Source organism: Alistipes sp. CAG:29, from assembly GCF_000435435.1.
GTDB lineage: Bacteria > Bacteroidota > Bacteroidia > Bacteroidales > Rikenellaceae > Alistipes > Alistipes onderdonkii.
In genome coordinates, this window is the sequence record NZ_FR893452.1 from 4,843 (window position 1) to 21,475 (window position 16,633).

Genomic DNA, 16,633 nt, shown 5'->3' on the forward strand with positions numbered 1-16,633 from the left:
GGCGGTGCGAAACGCGACGCGGAGGCGACATACCCGTACAAACGCCCTTTATACAGGAAGAACGCCTCGTCACGGCTCCGTGCCGTATATTGGTAAACACGCGGGAAGTCGGCATGCAGTTCGGCGGTTCGGGCCCGTGCATCGACCCGGTCGACCCCATAGTTGGTGCGCACCCACAGGTAGCCGTCGTCCGTAGCGACGATCTCCTGCACCAGGTTACCGGAAAGCCGGAAGTTCCGGGCATAATGCCCGTCCCAAAGGTTCAGTCCGTCACAACTCCCGGCCCAGACATATCCGTCCGCATCCTGCGCAAGCGAGAGGATGGAACAATTCGAAAACCCCTCGCGGTGCGAGATACGGCAAATATTCTGGGACAACGCCGGTACCGCGACGCACACGGCGACCAGCAACAGATACCTCAGGTGCATAAGACGGTTAGATAAAAACATACTCCGTTTCCATGTAAAAATAGGGAAAAGAAAGCAAATCGGCAATAAATCAGGGCATAACAACCGCATTTCCGATATATAATCATACTATTTTCAGATGAATTCATACTCCACAAAGGATACAAAAACATAATTTTGTATAACCGGATATACTAAAAATTTACCGGCAGGACAGAACACCCATCAAAAATCTGGAAGCCATGAAAAATTTCTACTCGTTGCCGCTCCGCACGGGAGATTCGCGGAAAGTGATTAAGTGCCAGATTTGTCCGGCGGCACAGGCCGCCTTCCGTATTTTCGCCGGAAACAACCTTGTATATAAGGGACCTTTAATATAAAGGCAATAAAAGGGGAACACTCTCCGCCACGCCGAATCCTCCGGTATTCAACGGCCACAGTCGAACTGCCGACCATCCTGCTTCGCAAACACCCGGACGGTTCATTGCCCCGGATTCGGCACCCTCCATCAACTCTACGAATGTCTGCTTACGGAAACCTGCCCACACGGGCGATCCCGTAATTTGCGGCTCCCGGAAAATCCGTTTGCCACGGCAAACCGCCGCCAGCAACCTTTCCGGCACGCTACAATCCCCGCGAACCGTACACGGAACTCGCTCCCGTCTCCGTACAGGGAATGTTTGCTCGTTTTCAAACCCGGCCTGCAAAGGCCCCCATACTTAATCCTTTAATTAATAATTATTGCCTATGAGACGAAAGATTCTCCTATCGCTGATGGCAGTCTTCTTCATGGCGGCAGCGTCGGCCCAGACCAGAACGGTCAGGGGTAGCGTTGTCGACGAGAACGACACCCCGGTAATCGGGGCGACCGTGATCGTGAAAGACAGCCCGACACTCGGCACTTCGACCGATGTCAATGGTGAGTTTGTACTCAAAGACCTTCCCGCCGGAGGGGGGGGGAATTACAGGTTTCCTATGTGGGTTATAAGACCCGGACAATAGCCATCACCCCCAATGTCCGTATAAAGCTCGAACCCGATGCCCAGGCCGTGGAAGCAGTCGTGGTCACGGGTATGACCAAGACGGACAAGCGCCTCTTCACCGGGGCATCCGACCAGCTCGTCGCCGATGACGTGAAACTTTCCGGCATGGCCGACATCAGCCGCGGCCTCGAAGGCCGTTCGGCCGGCGTCTCCGTCCAGAATGTTTCCGGTACATTCGGTACCGCACCCAAGATCCGCGTCCGCGGTGCCACGTCGATCTTCGGAAGCTCGAAACCGCTGTGGGTCGTCGACGGCATCATTATGGAAGACGTGGTGGACATCGACGCCGATGCGCTCTCGTCGGGCGACGCCACGACACTGATCTCTTCGGCCATCGCAGGCCTGAATGCCGAGGATATCGAAAGTTTCAACATCCTCAAAGACGGTTCCGCCACCTCGATCTACGGCGCACGCGCCATGGCGGGCGTCATCGTCATCACCACCAAGAAAGGCCGTGCAGGCGTCAGCCGCATCAACTACACCGGTGAGTTCACCTACCGCATGATCCCCTCGTACAACGAATTCAACATCATGAATTCGCAGGATCAGATGGCCGTTTACGAAGAGATGCGCAAAAAGGGCTGGCTGAACCTCGCCGAAACGGCCAACCGTTCCGAGAGCGGCGTTTACGGCAGGATGTACAACCTGATCTCCGCCTCCCTGATGGAGAATACGCCCGAAGCGATCACAGGCTATCTGCGTTCGGCCGAATACCGCAATACGGACTGGTTCCAGGCGCTGTTCAACAACAACATCATGCACAGCCACTCGGTGAGCCTCACTTCCGGAACCGAGAAATCGTCCTACTACGCTTCGCTGAGCGCCCTGTACGACCCGGGATGGACGAAGACCAGCAAGGTTTCGCGCTACACGGCCAACCTCAACGCGACCTATAACATTCTGGACAACCTCACCCTCAACCTGATCTCGAATGCGTCCTACCGTAAACAGAAAGCGCCGGGAACGCTTTCCAGCACTACGGACGCCGTAACGGGCACCGTGAAGCGCGACTTCGACATCAACCCCTATTCGTACGCCATGAACACCTCGCGTACGCTGGACAAAGACGCCTATTACACGCGCAACTACGCCCCCTTCAACATCCTCCACGAACTGGATGCCAACTACATGGATCTGGACGTGGTGGACACGAAATTCCAGGCCGAACTGAAGTGGGAGCCCGTCAAGGGACTCGAGCTGGCTGCGCTGGCCGCCGTGAAATACAACGCGACGGTGCAGGAACACCACATCACCGACGAATCGAACCAGGCGACGGCCTACCGCACCGACTCCCCGACGACCGTGCGCAACAACAACCCGTTCCTCTATAAGGATCCCGACAACCCCTATGCCGTAAAAGAGGTCGTATTGCCGGTGGGCGGCATCTACGAACGTGACGACCGCAAGATGTACTCGTACGACTTCCGTCTTACGGCGACTTACAACACGACGATCAAGAACGCCCACATCATCAACCTGTTCGCGGGTATGGAGGTCAACTCGGCCGACCGCCACAACACCTGGTTCCGCGGCTGGGGCCTGCAATACGACATGGGCATGACGCCGTTCTACGACTACCGGATCTTCAAGAAGGGACAGGAAGAAGGGTCTAAATACTACACGCTGGGCGACACCTACTACCGCAACAACGCCTACTACTTCAACGGCACCTATTCCTACAAAGGGCGCTATACCGTGAACGGCACGTTCCGCTACGAAGGCACCAACAAGCTCGGCAAGTCGCGCAAGTCGCGCTGGCTGCCCACCTGGAATATTTCAGGCGCATGGAACCTGCATGAAGAGTCCTGGTTCCAGAAGGCACAGCCCGCGCTGTCGCACCTGTCGCTGAAGGCGTCCTATTCGCTCACTGCCGACCGCGGCCCGTCGACGGTGACCAACTCGCGCGTGGTGATCAACGCCTACACCCCCTGGAGGCCGTCGGCCGGCGACGGCGAATCGGGATTGAAGATCGAAGACCTCGAGAACTCGTCGCTCACCTACGAGAAGAAACACGAGCTCAACATCGGGGCCGACATGGGCTTTGCCAACAACCGCATCAACCTGGTAGTCGACTGGTACAAACGTAACAACTTCGACCTGATCGGCGACGTGACAACGCAGGGCATCGGCGGTATCATCAAGAAGAAGGGCAACGTCGCCGAGATGAAATCGAACGGCATCGAAATCAGCCTTTCGACCAAGAACATCAAAACCAAGAATTTCAGCTGGACGACCGATTTCATCTATTCGCACATCCACAACGAGGTGAGCAAACTCGAGACCTCGGTGCGCGTGATGGATCTGGTGGCGGGCAGCGGGTTCACGCTGGAAGGCTACCCCGTACGGTCGCTTTTCTCGATCCCCTTCATGGGGCTGAACGAGATCGGTCTCCCGACATTCCTCGACCAGAACGGCGACGTCTCGACGACCGGCATCAACTTCCAGGAGCGTGAAAACCTCTCTTTCCTCCAGTACTCGGGTTCGGTCGACCCGACCGACATGGGGTCGTTCGGCAACGTCTTCCAGTGGAAAGGGCTCAAGCTGAACGTCTTCATCACCTACTCGTTCGGCAACGTGGTGCGCCTCAACCCCGTATTCAAGTCTTACTATTCGGATCTCACGGCTATGCCGCGCGAATTCAAGAACCGCTGGATGGTAACGGGCGACGAAAAGAAAACAAACATCCCGACGATCCTTTCCCAGCGCATGTACCACGACAACAACAACCTGTCGCGCGCTTACAGCGCCTACAACTATTCGACGGCTCGCATCGCCAAAGGCGACTTCATCCGCATGAAGGAGATATCGCTGACCTACGATTTCCCGAAAAAGCTGATCTCGAAGCTGAAGTTCCAGAGCCTCTCCGTAAAATTTCAGGCGACCAACCTCTTCCTGATCTACGCGGACAAGAAACTCAACGGCCAGGATCCGGAGTTCTTCAACACCGGAGGTGTCGCGGCACCGGTTCCCCGCCAGTTCACGCTGACCATCCGCATCGGCTTATAGTCCCTAACACTTCAAAGAGAACAACAAGATGAAAAAAAGCATATTCTATACGTTCGGCCTCGCGCTGGCTGCCATTGCCTTCGCGTCATGCGACGATTTCCTGGACAAGATGCCCGACAGCCGCGCCGAACTGGATACCGAAGAAAAGGTCGTCAAGATGCTGGTGTCGGCCTACCCGGACAATACTTATAACATGTGCGCCGAGTTCTCGTCGGACAACGTCGACGACTATGGTTCGATAAAGAGTTACAACCAACTTCAGGAAGAGCTCTACAACTGGCAGGAAGTAAGTTCGGTCGAAACCAATGAAAACCCCAACGCGGTATGGGGCGATGCCTATACGGCGATCGCCGCGGCCAACCAGGCGCTCGCGGCCATCGAGGAACTGGGCGGTGCCAAGACAGCCAAGCTCCAGGCCGCCAAAGGCGAGGCGCTCATCTGCCGCGCATACGCCCACTGGGTACTGGTCAACATGTTCTGCATGCATTACAACACCAACCACCCGGACGACCTCGGAGTACCCTATATGGAACACGCCGAAACCGAGCTGAACCCGAAATACAGCCGGGGAACGGTAGCCGGGGTCTACGAAAAGATGATCGAGGACATCGAAACCGGCATCCCGCTCATCGACGACGCGATCTACTCGGCTCCCAAGTACCATTTCAACTACAAGGCCGCCTGCTGCTTCGCATCGCGCGTCTTCCTGTTCCACGAGGACTGGGACAACGCCATCAAATACGCAAGCATGGCGCTCGGGTCGGATCCCAAATCGCAGCTCCGCGACCTCGATTACCTGGCCGCATTCCCGCGCAACCCGTTGAACGACATTTCGAAAGCGTACAACTCCACGTCGCTGAAGGCCAACTACCTTATCTCGACGGGACTTTCCAATGCCGGCGCGATTTTCTGCAACTACGGGAGCCAGAACCGTTACACGCACGGCAAGTCGATCGCCGCCTACGAGACGATCGAGACATCCGCGACCACGATGAGCCCCCTGGGCAGCAAGTACGGCTGGAAGCTCCGCACATGGGTATACGGGTCAGGGCGCTACCTGCTTCCGCGGGTGCCGTACCTCTTCGAATACTCCGACCCCGTGCAGGCCATCGGCTTCACCCACTCGCTGTTCGTGGTGGCCAGCGGCGACGAAGCGCTGCTCAACCGTGCCGAGGCCTATATCATGAAAAAGGACTATCCGGCCGCCCTGGCCGACATGAACATGTGGGCGCAGAACCAGCTCACCGCCTCTTACTACAAAGGACTGACCGAAGAGTCGATCAACAAATGGGCAGATGCCCTGGGCTACGACATGACGCCCAAGGATCCCGAAAAACCCGAGGACGACCTGAAGAACATGTATCGTACGGCCAAGAAAAAACTCAACCCGGGCTTCGTTATCGACCCCGGCACGCAGGAGAACATGATCCATGCGATTCTCTTCATGCGTCGCATCGAATTCATGCACCTGGGCATGCGCTGGTTCGACACCCGCCGCTACGGAATCACCCTTTACCGCCGCCTGATCGACCAGGACGAGGATACTCTGGTCAAGGTGACCGACACGATGACCGACGAAGGCGGCAACCGCGACCCGCGCCGCTGCCTGCAACTGCCGCCCGACGTCATCGCCGCCGGACTGACGGCCAACCCCCGGTAAAAACGATAAAAAAGATTTTCGATTATGAAAAAGAACCTCATATATTTCCTCGTATTGCTTCTCTTCCCCGCGGTACTCGCAGCCTGCTCGGAAGACGACCTGAGTTCCACGAGCGTGATCCAGCCGCCGCAAGTCGTGCAAAACGATTTCGACCGTTGGCTCGACAGGCATTACCTCGCGCCCTACAACATCGAATTCCAATACCGCTACACGGACATCGAGTCGAGCATGGGTTACTACCTGACGCCCGCCGATTACAACCAGTCGATCGCGCTGGCCAAGCTGGTCATCGCACTCTGCCTTGAGCCCTATGACGAAGTGACGGGCAGCCGGGACTTCATCCGTGCTTACTTCCCGAAGATCATCTTCCTCACCGGTTCGCCGGCCTACAAGAGCAACGGCTCGATCATCCTCGGCACGGCGGAAGGAGGCAAGAAGATCACGCTCTTCAATGTGGATGCCCTGCAAATAGCCTCGATCGACGCCAGCACGAACTACTTCAAGACGATCCACCACGAGTTCGGGCACATCCTCAACCAGACCAAGCCCTATACCACCGACTTCAAGGAGATCACCGGAACGCTCTATGTGGGCGATTCCTGCTGGGATACCTACAAAACGGACGCCTCGGCACTCCAGGTCGGGCTGATCAGCCGCTATGCAGGCTCCGAAGATACGGAAGACTTCGTCGAACTGATCTCGATCTACGTCACCCGCCCGCAGGAAGCCTGGGACAAACTGCTCACGACGGCCGGCGCCGACGGTGCGGCCATCATCAACCAGAAATTCGAGATCGTCCGCAACTACCTGCAAAACAGCTGGAACATCAACATCGACGAACTGCGCGAGTCGGTACTGCGCCGTGCGGACGAAGTCCCCGACATGGATCTGGAATCCCTCGACGACTAACTAAAAAAAACTGAGCCATGAAAAAATTAGCGATAATACTTCTGGGGCTGTTCCCCCTGGTGCTGAGTTCGTGCCTGAAAGAGGAGGAGGATTATTTTGACAAAAGCGCCAGCGCCCGGATCGAAGAGGCCGTCAAGAACGCCATCTCCGTGCTCGAAGGCGCGGAGAACGGCTGGGCCGTGAAATACTACCCCAACCCCACACAGACCTTCGGGGGGTTCAACCTTTTCTTCAAATTCGACGACGGCACGGTAACCGTCAGCTCGGAGATCGAAAGCGCGTCGACGACCGCCACCAGCCTCTATTCCGTAGGGCAGGAAGCGGGTCCCACGCTGGCGATCGACACGAAAAACGAGCTGATCAACTATTTCGCCCACCCGCGCAATCCGGACGGGTACGGGTCGAACTACAAGGGGCTGGAAGGCGACTACCTGTGGACTGTCCTGAGCGCAACACCCGAAAAGGTGATGCTGCGAGGTGTCAAATCTGGAAGCCTCTACACCCTCACGCCGCTGGAAACCAGCGACTGGGCATCCGAAATGCAGGCATACAAGAACGCTGCCTCGGACATGGAGTTCCCCTCTTATGTCTGCGTCGTCAAGGGCGACTCGCTGGAGTGTATCACCACCTCGGAGGGCAAGTTCCTCTACCGGAACCTCACGATCAGGCAGGAAACCGACAAAGGCATCGAAAGCTACGCCGCGCCGTTCATCTACACCAAGACCGGCATCGAGCTGTACGAACCGCTGACGATCAACGGGGTCACTGCCCAGAAGCTCGATCTGAAGGAGGAGTACTATTTTGCCAACGAGGACGATTCGTTCATCATTTCGGGCCCCAAACCCGTTACCTCGGACAATATCCTCACATACGGGGCGGTCGAAACGACCTTCAATACGGTCAAAGTGACTGTAACCCCATCCAATTCCGACACTTACTACGTGGCGGCGTTCCTGCCTTCGGAGATCGCAGGTTATACCGACAAGCAACTGCGGAACGCGATCTGCGACCTGCTTGCGGCCGGCGACCTCTACTCGGGTGAGAAAACACTCACGTTCAACTACCTGTACGACCAGGCGGAATATATCCTCGTCGGTTTCGGTATCGACGCAACGACCATGGCCTCAACGACCAAGATATTCCGCCAGAGCGTGACGACGGGCACACTGCCGGATACGATGGCCGACGGGTACAAGGCATGGCTGGGTACATGGACTGTCACATCGACCTCGTCCGAGAAATCGAAGACCGCGTACAGCTTCGACATCGAAATTCGTCCGAGGACGATCGACGGCACCTATCTCGTACGGGGATGGGGTTATACGGTCATCAAGGACGACTACGAAGTCGATGCGAATTACGTCAGTTCGACCAAAGGCTTCCAGTTGTTCAAACGCGAGGTCGGCACGCTCGGCGACGGCGGGGCACTGACGCTGCTCCCGCGTATCCTCAACCACCAGACAAACGCCTACGGGCTGCTCAACACGAGTGCGTACCTGCTCTACGCGAAACCGGACGGGGAAGGCAAGGGCAACATCACGGGCCGTGAGGGTTCGCTCTCCGGCGGCGGTACGTTCACGATCGTGTCCGCCGACTTCTGGAACGTCAAGAACGGGTCGAACTACTACTTGCAGGCCATGGATCCCTACACCTACCAGGATTTCTTCGTCGGGCCTTACACGATGGTACGCAAATCCACGGACTACGGGCCGTCGGGACGTTCGGTAGCCAACGCAATGGGCATCGAAGAACGGCAGGCCGCAACTGCCGTTACCATGCCCCACGACGTGAAGGTTCCCTTCCGGGCCGAAGAGTAACCCGGGGCAGGCTGCACGGCGGGACATCCCGTAAAGATGTCTCCCGGCAGGCTCCCCGCAGGAAAAAACGCGAAGGGGCGGATCTGAGATCCGCCCCTTCGCCATATCCATCGGCAACCCTGTCAATCGAAGAAATTGTCGTCCTCGGCGATCCCGGGCTCCGTAGGGCGTTCGTCGGGATCGACCTCCTCGTCGCAGTCGTAGCGCGGCATCATCGCCGGACGGATGAACTGGTCGGCGCGGCTCACGCCGAGGCGCCCGTCGTCATAGACCCGTTTCATGAAGTCGCCCACGATCGGCAGCGCCATCACGCTGCCCTCGCCGCCCGCCACGAAATGCACTGCCTGGTCTTCGCCGCCGACCCATGCGCCGGCCACCAGTTTGGGCGCCACGCACATGAACCATGCGTCACGGTTCTTGTTCGAAGTGCCCGTCTTGCCGCCGATCTCCATGTCGTTGAGCCCGAACTGCCATTTCAGCCGCCCGGCCGTACCCGAGTTGACCACGTCCTGCAACATCGTCAGCATCGTATAGGCCGTGCGCTCGCTCACGGCATCCTGCGACTGGGGGATGAAGTTGGCGATGACGTTGCCCTGCCTGTCCTCGATGCGCGTCACGAAGATGGGATCGGTATGCACGCCCTCGTTGGCGAAGGTCGAGAAGGCGCTCACCAGCTCGAAGACGTTCGACTCCGAGGAACCGAGGCAGAGAGCCGGCACGGGGTCGATAAAGCTGCGTATGCCCATGTTATGGATAAAGTCGGCCACGGCGGCGGGCTGCTTGGCCTGCTTCATGATCCACGCCGAGTAGTTGTTGCGGCTGCGGGCGAGCCCCCAGCGCAGCGGGTGCATCACGCCGTCGTACTCGACCTTGCCCGCTTCCTTGGGCGACCAGGCCGTACCGTTGGCCGTCTCGATCGTCACGGGCAGGTTCGGCACCATCGTGCAGGGCGTCAGCCCCAGGTGGTCGATGGCGAACGTATAGACGAAGGGTTTGATGGTCGATCCGATCTGCCGCTTGCCCTGCTTGGCCATGTCGTACTTGAAATAGCGGAAGTTGGGGCCGCCGACATACGCCTTGACATACCCCGTGCGGGGATCGAGCGCCACGAACGACGCGCGCATGATCCGTTTGTGGTGCAGGATCGAATCGCGCGGGGTCATCAGCGTGTCGCGCTCGCCCCGGTACGTGAAGACCTTCATCGAACAGGGTTTGTCGAACGCCGCCATGATCTGTTTCGCGCTCGCCCCGGCATCCTCCATCTCGCGGTAGCGATCCGAATAACGGATGGCATGCCGCATGATCCGCTCCCGCTCCTCGCGCGTCGCGTCGATGAAGAGGGTCTTCGTATTGCGGTACTGCGCGTCCATACGGGGCTGGATCACGCTCTGCATCTGCTTCTGCACGGCTTGTTCGGCATATTTCTGCATCGTCGAGTTGTCCGTCGTGTAGATCTTCAGCCCGTCGCGGTAGATGTTGTAGGGCGTACCGTCGGCCTTGCGGTTCTTGCGGCACCAGCCGTAGAGCGGGTTTTCCTCGTACTCCTTCACGGCCTGGTCGTAATCCCATTCGGTGTAGAACTGGTTGCGCTTGGGCCGCTCGGCGTTCATCACAAGGCGCAGCATCTCGCGGAAATAGGTCGCCGTGCCCTCGTTATGCGACACGGGCTTGTAGTTGAGCACGATCGGCAGGGCGCTGATCGAGTCGCGCTCCTTGCGTGTCAGCGCCCCGGCATCCTCCATGCGCGAAAGCACCAGGTTCCGCCGCGCGAGGGCGTTCTCGGGGTTGCGCACGGGCGAATACCGCGTCGGGGCGTTCACCACCCCCACCAGCACGGCCGCCTCCTGCACGTTCAGTTCGTGCGGCTCCTTGTTGAAGAAGGTCTGCGCCGCCGACTTGATGCCATAGGCGTTCGAGCCGTATTCGACCGTATTGAGGTACATGGCGGCGATCTCCTCCTTCGTATAGTTGTATTCGAGCTTCAGCGCCGTGATCCACTCCTTGAGTTTCGACACGACGAGTTTCGACGAACGGACGATACGCCCCCGGTTGCGCACCGTGTCGCGCGGGAAAAGGTTCTTGGCCAACTGCTGCGTGATGGTCGAACCGCCGCCCTGCGACGTATTCTGCAACAGCACGGTTTTCACCGCCACACGTGCCAGCGAAGGGATGTCGATCCCCGAATGGGTGCGGAAACGGGCGTCTTCGGTTGCGATCAGCGCCGCGACGATCGGCGGCATGTCATGCCCGTCGAGCCGGATGTGGAATGCCGAATCGGCCGGGAAAAGGTCTTCGTACTGCACATAAGAACGGTTCTGCACGAAGAAGGAACCGATCACCTTGCCGTCCTCGGAGTAGATTTCGGTGGCCAGGTTGCTGCGCGGGTTCTCCAGCTCCTCGAACGAAGGCATGCGCCCGAACAGCCCCAGGGCCGTCAGCAGCAACATGACCGCCAGCAACGCAAAGGGTGCGAAGACCACCCCCCATATCCATTTTATCGTTTTCGGGCTGACGCCCGCCTTTTTCCTTTGTGCCATAGGCCTGAAATTTGCGCTAAAGATACAAAATTTATTACAATCAGAACGGCAGCCCCACGGCCGCGGCCCACCAGACGCCCCCGGTGCTGGGATGGTAGACCGACAGCTTGAAGGTCGACGTCGCCGACGCAGGCTGGCGGAAAGCATTGATGTCGAACACGATGTCGCCGCCGACCGACCATATCCGCCGCCAATCCATGCCTTTGCCCGCAGGGCGGCGGAACTGCGCGTAGTCGCCGCCTGCGTTGAGCCGGATACGCTTGAAATAGAGCACCGACCCGATGCCGCCCTCGGGATACCACACCGGCAGCTGGTAGTCGAGCGACACGGCCGTATAATTGTTCGACACGATGTCCGCCGACGAGAAGCCGCGCGGGATGAGCCGCGTCGACTTGTAGCTCAGGGGCGCATAGCCCGCAGGGAACTTGTACCCGCCGACCGAAGTCTGGTAGGTGGCCGCCACCTTCAGCGAGTTGTGGGCGGCCAGGCCAGGCAGGTAGGCCTGACCAAAGAACGAGATCAGGTCGCTGAAATGCACGTTCGCGGGGTTGAACGTATACAGCGTGCTGAGCGTATAACCCCACCGGGGCGCAATGTCGCGGTGCGCCATGCGCACCTGGTCGGAATAACCGAGCCCGAACGAGAGTTTGTGCAGTCCCTTGCGGAAGCCGATGCGTTGGATATTGGAGATCTGCCCGCGATCCCATTCGATCTTGTCGAGGTTGGCGACCATGCCGTTCGAATAGTTCCAGCCGGCAGACACCGACAGTTGGCGGGTGTGGTACCCCCGCTGGAAATAGAGCGGCAGCGTCGCGGCGAGCCCTATGGAGTAGTATTTGTCGGGACTGGGACGCTTCTGGTAAATGGGATCGCCCGTCTGCGGATCGTACGACACCAGCGAATAGAAAAGCTGGTTGCCGCCGTACGATGCGTCCAGGTCGAGGTGCACGCCCAGCCCGAAGTAACGCACGCCGAGGTTGAAGAGCGACCCTTCGTTGCGGTTCCAGCCGTAGGAGGCATAAGCCTCGGTATTCGACAGCAGGTTCTGCGACAGGAGCGTAACGCCCAGATTGAGGTTGATATTATGCTCGTCCACGGCATCGAAGGGATTGAACGCCACGGGCATCCAGCTGTGCACGTTCACCAGGTTGGGCACCTTGCGGTAGCGCCTGGCGCGGAACGTACCGCTCTGACGTAGCGAATCGGCCCCGGTGAACCGCACCGTGTCGAGGTTCACCACGTCCCAGCGCTTGCGTTCGGGGTTCACGACGTTAAGCGGCAGCTTCGAGGGGGCGACCGGGACCAGCGTACTGTCCGCGACCCGCTGTGCGGCGACGCGGTACCCCCTGCGGTCATACGTGGTCAGCAACACCCCTTCGCCGTCCGCGGCGTCGTGCCACGGCGCCGGGGAAAACGAACCGAAGGCCGACGTGGTGATGCGGTATTCGCGGCGGGCCATCAGGTCGTAGCAGTGGGCTTCGTCCCTGCCCGAGGCGATCGAGCCGTAATAGAGCTTTCCGCCGCCTGCCCTGAGGTTGCTCAGTGTGATATAAGCCCCCTCGGTGAGGGGGAACACCCCTTCGTCGTCGATGCGTCCGAGCCACATGCCCGCGTCGTCGGTCACGATGACATAGTAGGCCAGCGTCACGTCGTCCCACGCCAGCCCGTGTATCTCGGTATGGCGGGGCGTGCCGAAACGCCGCTCGGGCTGCCCGTCGCGCTGCACTACGACCGTATAAGTCCCGTCGGGATTATACTCGACCCAGGCCAGTTCCCCGGGTGCCGGCGTCGGATAGAGCGCATTGCGCCGCCCGACGAAAGTACGTGCCGTCCCCCGCTCCAGATCCATGTAGCAAAGCTGGGAGTTGACCCGCTGCTCGAAGAGCTTCGAACGGCGGTACTCCGTCCACCATACGCGCCCGCCGTACATCGCAGGGCGGGTCGAAACCAGCCCCGTATAACACACCGGCTCCTCGGCACCGGTACGGGTGTCGAGCCGCACGAAACGCGACGGACGGTCGTAATCGGTCTTGAGCACCAGCACCGTCGTGTCGCTGAGCGGCAGCGGCCACTGGTAGGTCGTGTAGTTTCCTTCGGGCATCGCCACGAGCGGCGCGGCGCTGTCCCCGGTTCGGGGCAGCGAATCCCAATGACGTTCCAACGCGTCGAAGGTCTCGCGGAAAAGCTCACGGACATTCGTGCCGTAATATTTTTCGAGCGCGATGCGGGTCGTGGCCAGCATATAGGGGTTGCGCGAACCGAACCACGCCACCCTGTCCCACACGTTCTCGTCGTAACGCGCATAGGCATAAGAACATATCTGGTATCCCAGTTCGTAATGGTCGGGGATGTAGTCGCGGTAGGATCCGCAGAACCACTTGTCGATGTTGCGGCGGTCGCGGCGCCCCTTGTAATCGCGCCCCACACGCCCCATGGCACGGTAGCCCATCGAGAACGAAGGCTGCAACCCGCGGCCGAACGACGACATGGCGGTCTCCGACATCACGGCATCGCCCTCCATCGCCCATATCGGCATGCACAACAGGCCGATAGTCGAGCCCTGCTGCCCGAGGATATAGCTCAGGGCGCGTATCACGCCGCGGTTCAGGTTGTTATACTGCACCGCATGGCGGTATTCGTGCGCCACGAGCTGCTTGTACCACGGCATGGAATAGCCGTCGATGGCCGGCGAAGTGAGGAACTCCACACGCTTGGGCAGGTACATCACCAGCCCGTTCGACTGGAAATTCTCGGGGTGCATGACGAAGGGGATGCGCATGGGGCCGTGGCGGAACCCGTACGAGATGTCGGGCTGCACGGTGCGGATGTAGAACAGCGTGCGGCGTGCCACGCCCGACACGGTATCGGGATAGATCATCCGCACGTCGGGCGTGCGGATCGTGCTCCACTTCAGCCCCGTGGGGTCGGAACCCCACGTGTAATACTGCGCCCGGGCTTTCGGCGCGACGCCCAGGGCGCACAGGAACAGTACGGTATACAGCAGCCTGCGCATCTCAGGAGCCGGCTTTTTTACAGCGGTAGCCGCCCTTGGCGAGGATCTCCACAACGCGGTCGCGGTGGTCGCCCTGGATGATGATCTCCCCGTCCTTGGCTGCGCCGCCGACGCCGCATCGGGTCTTGAGCAGACGTGCCAGTTCGTGCAGGTCGGCGTCGCTCCCGACGAAACCCCTGACGAGCGTCACGACCTTGCCCCCGCGTTGCTTGCGGTCGAGCCACACGCGCAGATCCTGCTGCGCCGGGGGCAATGTCACGGGCCCTTGGGCCGTGCCGGTGTCATATTGAAAATCGGGGTTGGTCGAGTAGACCATCCCGAGCCTCGCTTTCCAATCGTTGTCTGCCATATTGTTCGAATAGTAGGAATCGAACGTCCTTTTAGGACGTCTTATTTTGTGCAAAAATAATAAAATATTACCTTTGTTAGCGTATGGCGAAAAAGTTCCGCGAAAAACTGCGCAAATTAAACCCGTTCACGCGCCCGGCCACGCTCGAAGAGCTGCCCAAACCGCTGCCGGCCAACCCCGACCAGCGGCTCGTGAGGGTTTATGTCGAAGGCTACGAGGACGTGGCTTTCTGGCGCGGCATCTTCGACCACTTCCAGAACCCCTACATGCGTTTCGAAATCTCGGTTCCCAACCGCGCCGACCTGCCCAAGGGCAAGAAGGTGCTGATGGGCATGATCCCCCGCTCGTCGGACGAACTGATCCTGTGCGTCGACTCGGATTTCGACTTCCTGTTCGCCGACCGTACGGAGCAGTCGCGCGAGGTCAACAACGCCCGCTACATGTTCCACACCTACGCCTACGCCACCGAGAACTTCCTCTGCTACGCCCCCTCGCTGCACAACATCTGCGTCAAGGCCACCAAAAACGACACCCGCATCTTCGATTTCGTGCGTTTCATGCATGAATATTCCTGCACGATCTACCCGCTGTTCCTCTGGTACGCCTACTCAGCGCAGCTCTCCTCGGAGAACGTCTTTCCGCTCATCGACTTCAAGTCAGCAGTGCGCATCGGCTACCTCGACCTGGCGGACAACGGCGAAAAAACGCTCGAATGGCTCCGGCGCAACGTGGCCAAACGCGAGGAGATGCTCCGCAGGCGCAACCCGAAGATGATCGAGCCGATGAAGGAGTTCGAGGAGCAGCTCAAGGGCCGCGGCCTGACACCCGAGAACGCCTACCTGTTCATGCACGGGCACACGCTGATGGACAACGTGGTGATGATCCTGCTGAACTCCGTGTGCGAGAAGCTGCGGGCGATGTCGATCGCCAAGATCACGGCTTCGAAGAAGCAGGGCGTGGCGCTCAAGAACGAGATGGCGAACTACACCAACTCGCTGCGTTCGATCCGCGACGTACTGCTCGACAACGAGAACTACACCAAATGCCCGCTTTACAAGCGCCTCCAGCGCGACATCGAAAAATACATCGCCCGCACGATCTGGAACATGAAACGCAGCGGCGCGATCCGCGACGACTCGACCTGGACGGTGCTGCGCAACATGCGGCAAGGCTCGGAAATAAAATAGCGAACCGGAAGCGGCCCTGCGGGGCCGCTTCCGGTTTTATACAGGCACGGCGCATCCGCCGATCCCCGTCCGATCCCGCCGCTAACTGCGCTTGCGCACCACGCGCACGGTGGACTGCGTCGCCTGCCGCACGAAGACCTGCGGGCCGCGGGCGTATTTGCGCCACAGTTCGTCGGTATAGCCGCGCACGGTCAGCAACTCCATGTTCTCGGCCTTCATCACGTCGAAGCCCGCCTCGCGCAGCGCCTCGATCGCCTCGTCGATATGCCACGAATTATCGACGCACAGGCTCAGGTTCACGGCCGAGTTGTGGATCAGGTTGGTCTTGATGCGGAAACGCTCCAGCAGCGAGAAGATCGTGGCGAACTTCTCCTCCAGCACGAACGAAAAATCGCGGGAGCGGATCGTGAGCAGCACCTGGTCTTTCTTGAGAATCAGGATCGGCACGACGACCGGCGCCGACATGCCGCGGATCACGGTACCCGGCTTGCGTTTGTCGCCGAAGGGACGCACGTAGAGCGGGATATTCTTGTTCTGCAACGGTTTGATCGTCTTGGGGTGGATGATCTGCGCGCCGCTGTATGCCAGTTCGATGGTATCGAGGTAGTTCAGCTCGGCGATCTGCTCGGCGTCGGGGAAAATCTTGGGGTCGGCATTCAGCACGCCGTCCACATCCTTCCATACCGCCATCGCCTCGGCGTCGGG

At 59.2% G+C, this 16,633-nt stretch carries 8 protein-coding genes and 2 pseudogenes; 5 read left to right on the top strand and 5 right to left on the bottom strand.

Annotated features, from left to right (window positions below; translation table 11 throughout):
• A partial coding sequence (locus QVP03_RS05520; RefSeq protein WP_288210663.1) for a two-component regulator propeller domain-containing protein occupies nt 1-428 on the bottom strand: 428 nt, incomplete at its 3' end.
• Nucleotides 429-1,154: 726 nt separating this feature from the next.
• On the opposite strand from QVP03_RS05520, the pseudogene QVP03_RS05525 reads away from it, so the two are divergent.
• The 4 genes and pseudogenes from QVP03_RS05525 to QVP03_RS05540 all read left to right on the top strand — a co-directional run bounded on the left by QVP03_RS05525 (nt 1,155) and on the right by QVP03_RS05540 (nt 8,842).
• A pseudogene (locus tag QVP03_RS05525) lies at nt 1,155-4,456 on the top strand (SusC/RagA family TonB-linked outer membrane protein).
• Nucleotides 4,457-4,484: 28 nt separating this feature from the next.
• Entirely contained in the window at nt 4,485-6,116 is a 1,632-nt protein-coding gene (locus tag QVP03_RS05530; protein WP_022332562.1) for a RagB/SusD family nutrient uptake outer membrane protein, read from the top strand.
• Between the two features lie 24 nt (nt 6,117-6,140).
• Entirely contained in the window at nt 6,141-7,025 is an 885-nt protein-coding gene (locus QVP03_RS05535) for a zinc-binding metallopeptidase (RefSeq protein ID WP_022332563.1), read from the top strand.
• A gap of 17 nt (nt 7,026-7,042) precedes the next feature.
• Entirely contained in the window at nt 7,043-8,842 is a 1,800-nt protein-coding gene (locus tag QVP03_RS05540; protein ID WP_022332564.1) for a DUF4302 domain-containing protein, read from the top strand.
• 122 nt (nt 8,843-8,964) lie between these two features.
• On the opposite strand, the gene QVP03_RS05545 is transcribed toward QVP03_RS05540, so the two are convergent.
• From QVP03_RS05545 to QVP03_RS05555, 3 genes are read right to left on the bottom strand one after another with little or no spacing between them, the layout of a single operon-like run.
• Nucleotides 8,965-11,379 carry a transglycosylase domain-containing protein gene (locus QVP03_RS05545; RefSeq protein WP_022332565.1) on the bottom strand — a complete coding sequence of 805 codons (2,415 nt, stop codon included), beginning with the start codon at nt 11,377-11,379 and terminating at the stop codon, nt 8,965-8,967.
• Nucleotides 11,380-11,419: 40 nt separating this feature from the next.
• On the bottom strand, nt 11,420-14,392 hold the full coding sequence (locus tag QVP03_RS05550; protein WP_022332566.1) for a hypothetical protein: 2,973 nt from the start codon (nt 14,390-14,392) through the stop codon (nt 11,420-11,422).
• Nucleotide 14,393: 1 nt separating this feature from the next.
• Nucleotides 14,394-14,741: a translation initiation factor gene (locus tag QVP03_RS05555; protein WP_018694663.1), complete on the bottom strand. Its 348-nt coding sequence runs from the start codon at nt 14,739-14,741 to the stop codon at nt 14,394-14,396.
• A gap of 83 nt (nt 14,742-14,824) precedes the next feature.
• Between QVP03_RS05555 and QVP03_RS05560 the strand changes: the two genes are divergently transcribed.
• Nucleotides 14,825-15,928 (top strand): DUF4435 domain-containing protein, encoded by a 1,104-nt coding sequence (locus tag QVP03_RS05560; protein WP_018694662.1) that lies wholly within the window; start codon nt 14,825-14,827, stop codon nt 15,926-15,928.
• An 81-nt stretch (nt 15,929-16,009) separates the two neighbouring features.
• On the opposite strand, the pseudogene QVP03_RS05565 reads toward QVP03_RS05560, so the two are convergent.
• Nucleotides 16,010-16,633: pseudogene (locus QVP03_RS05565) on the bottom strand (aspartate kinase); the annotation flags it as partial.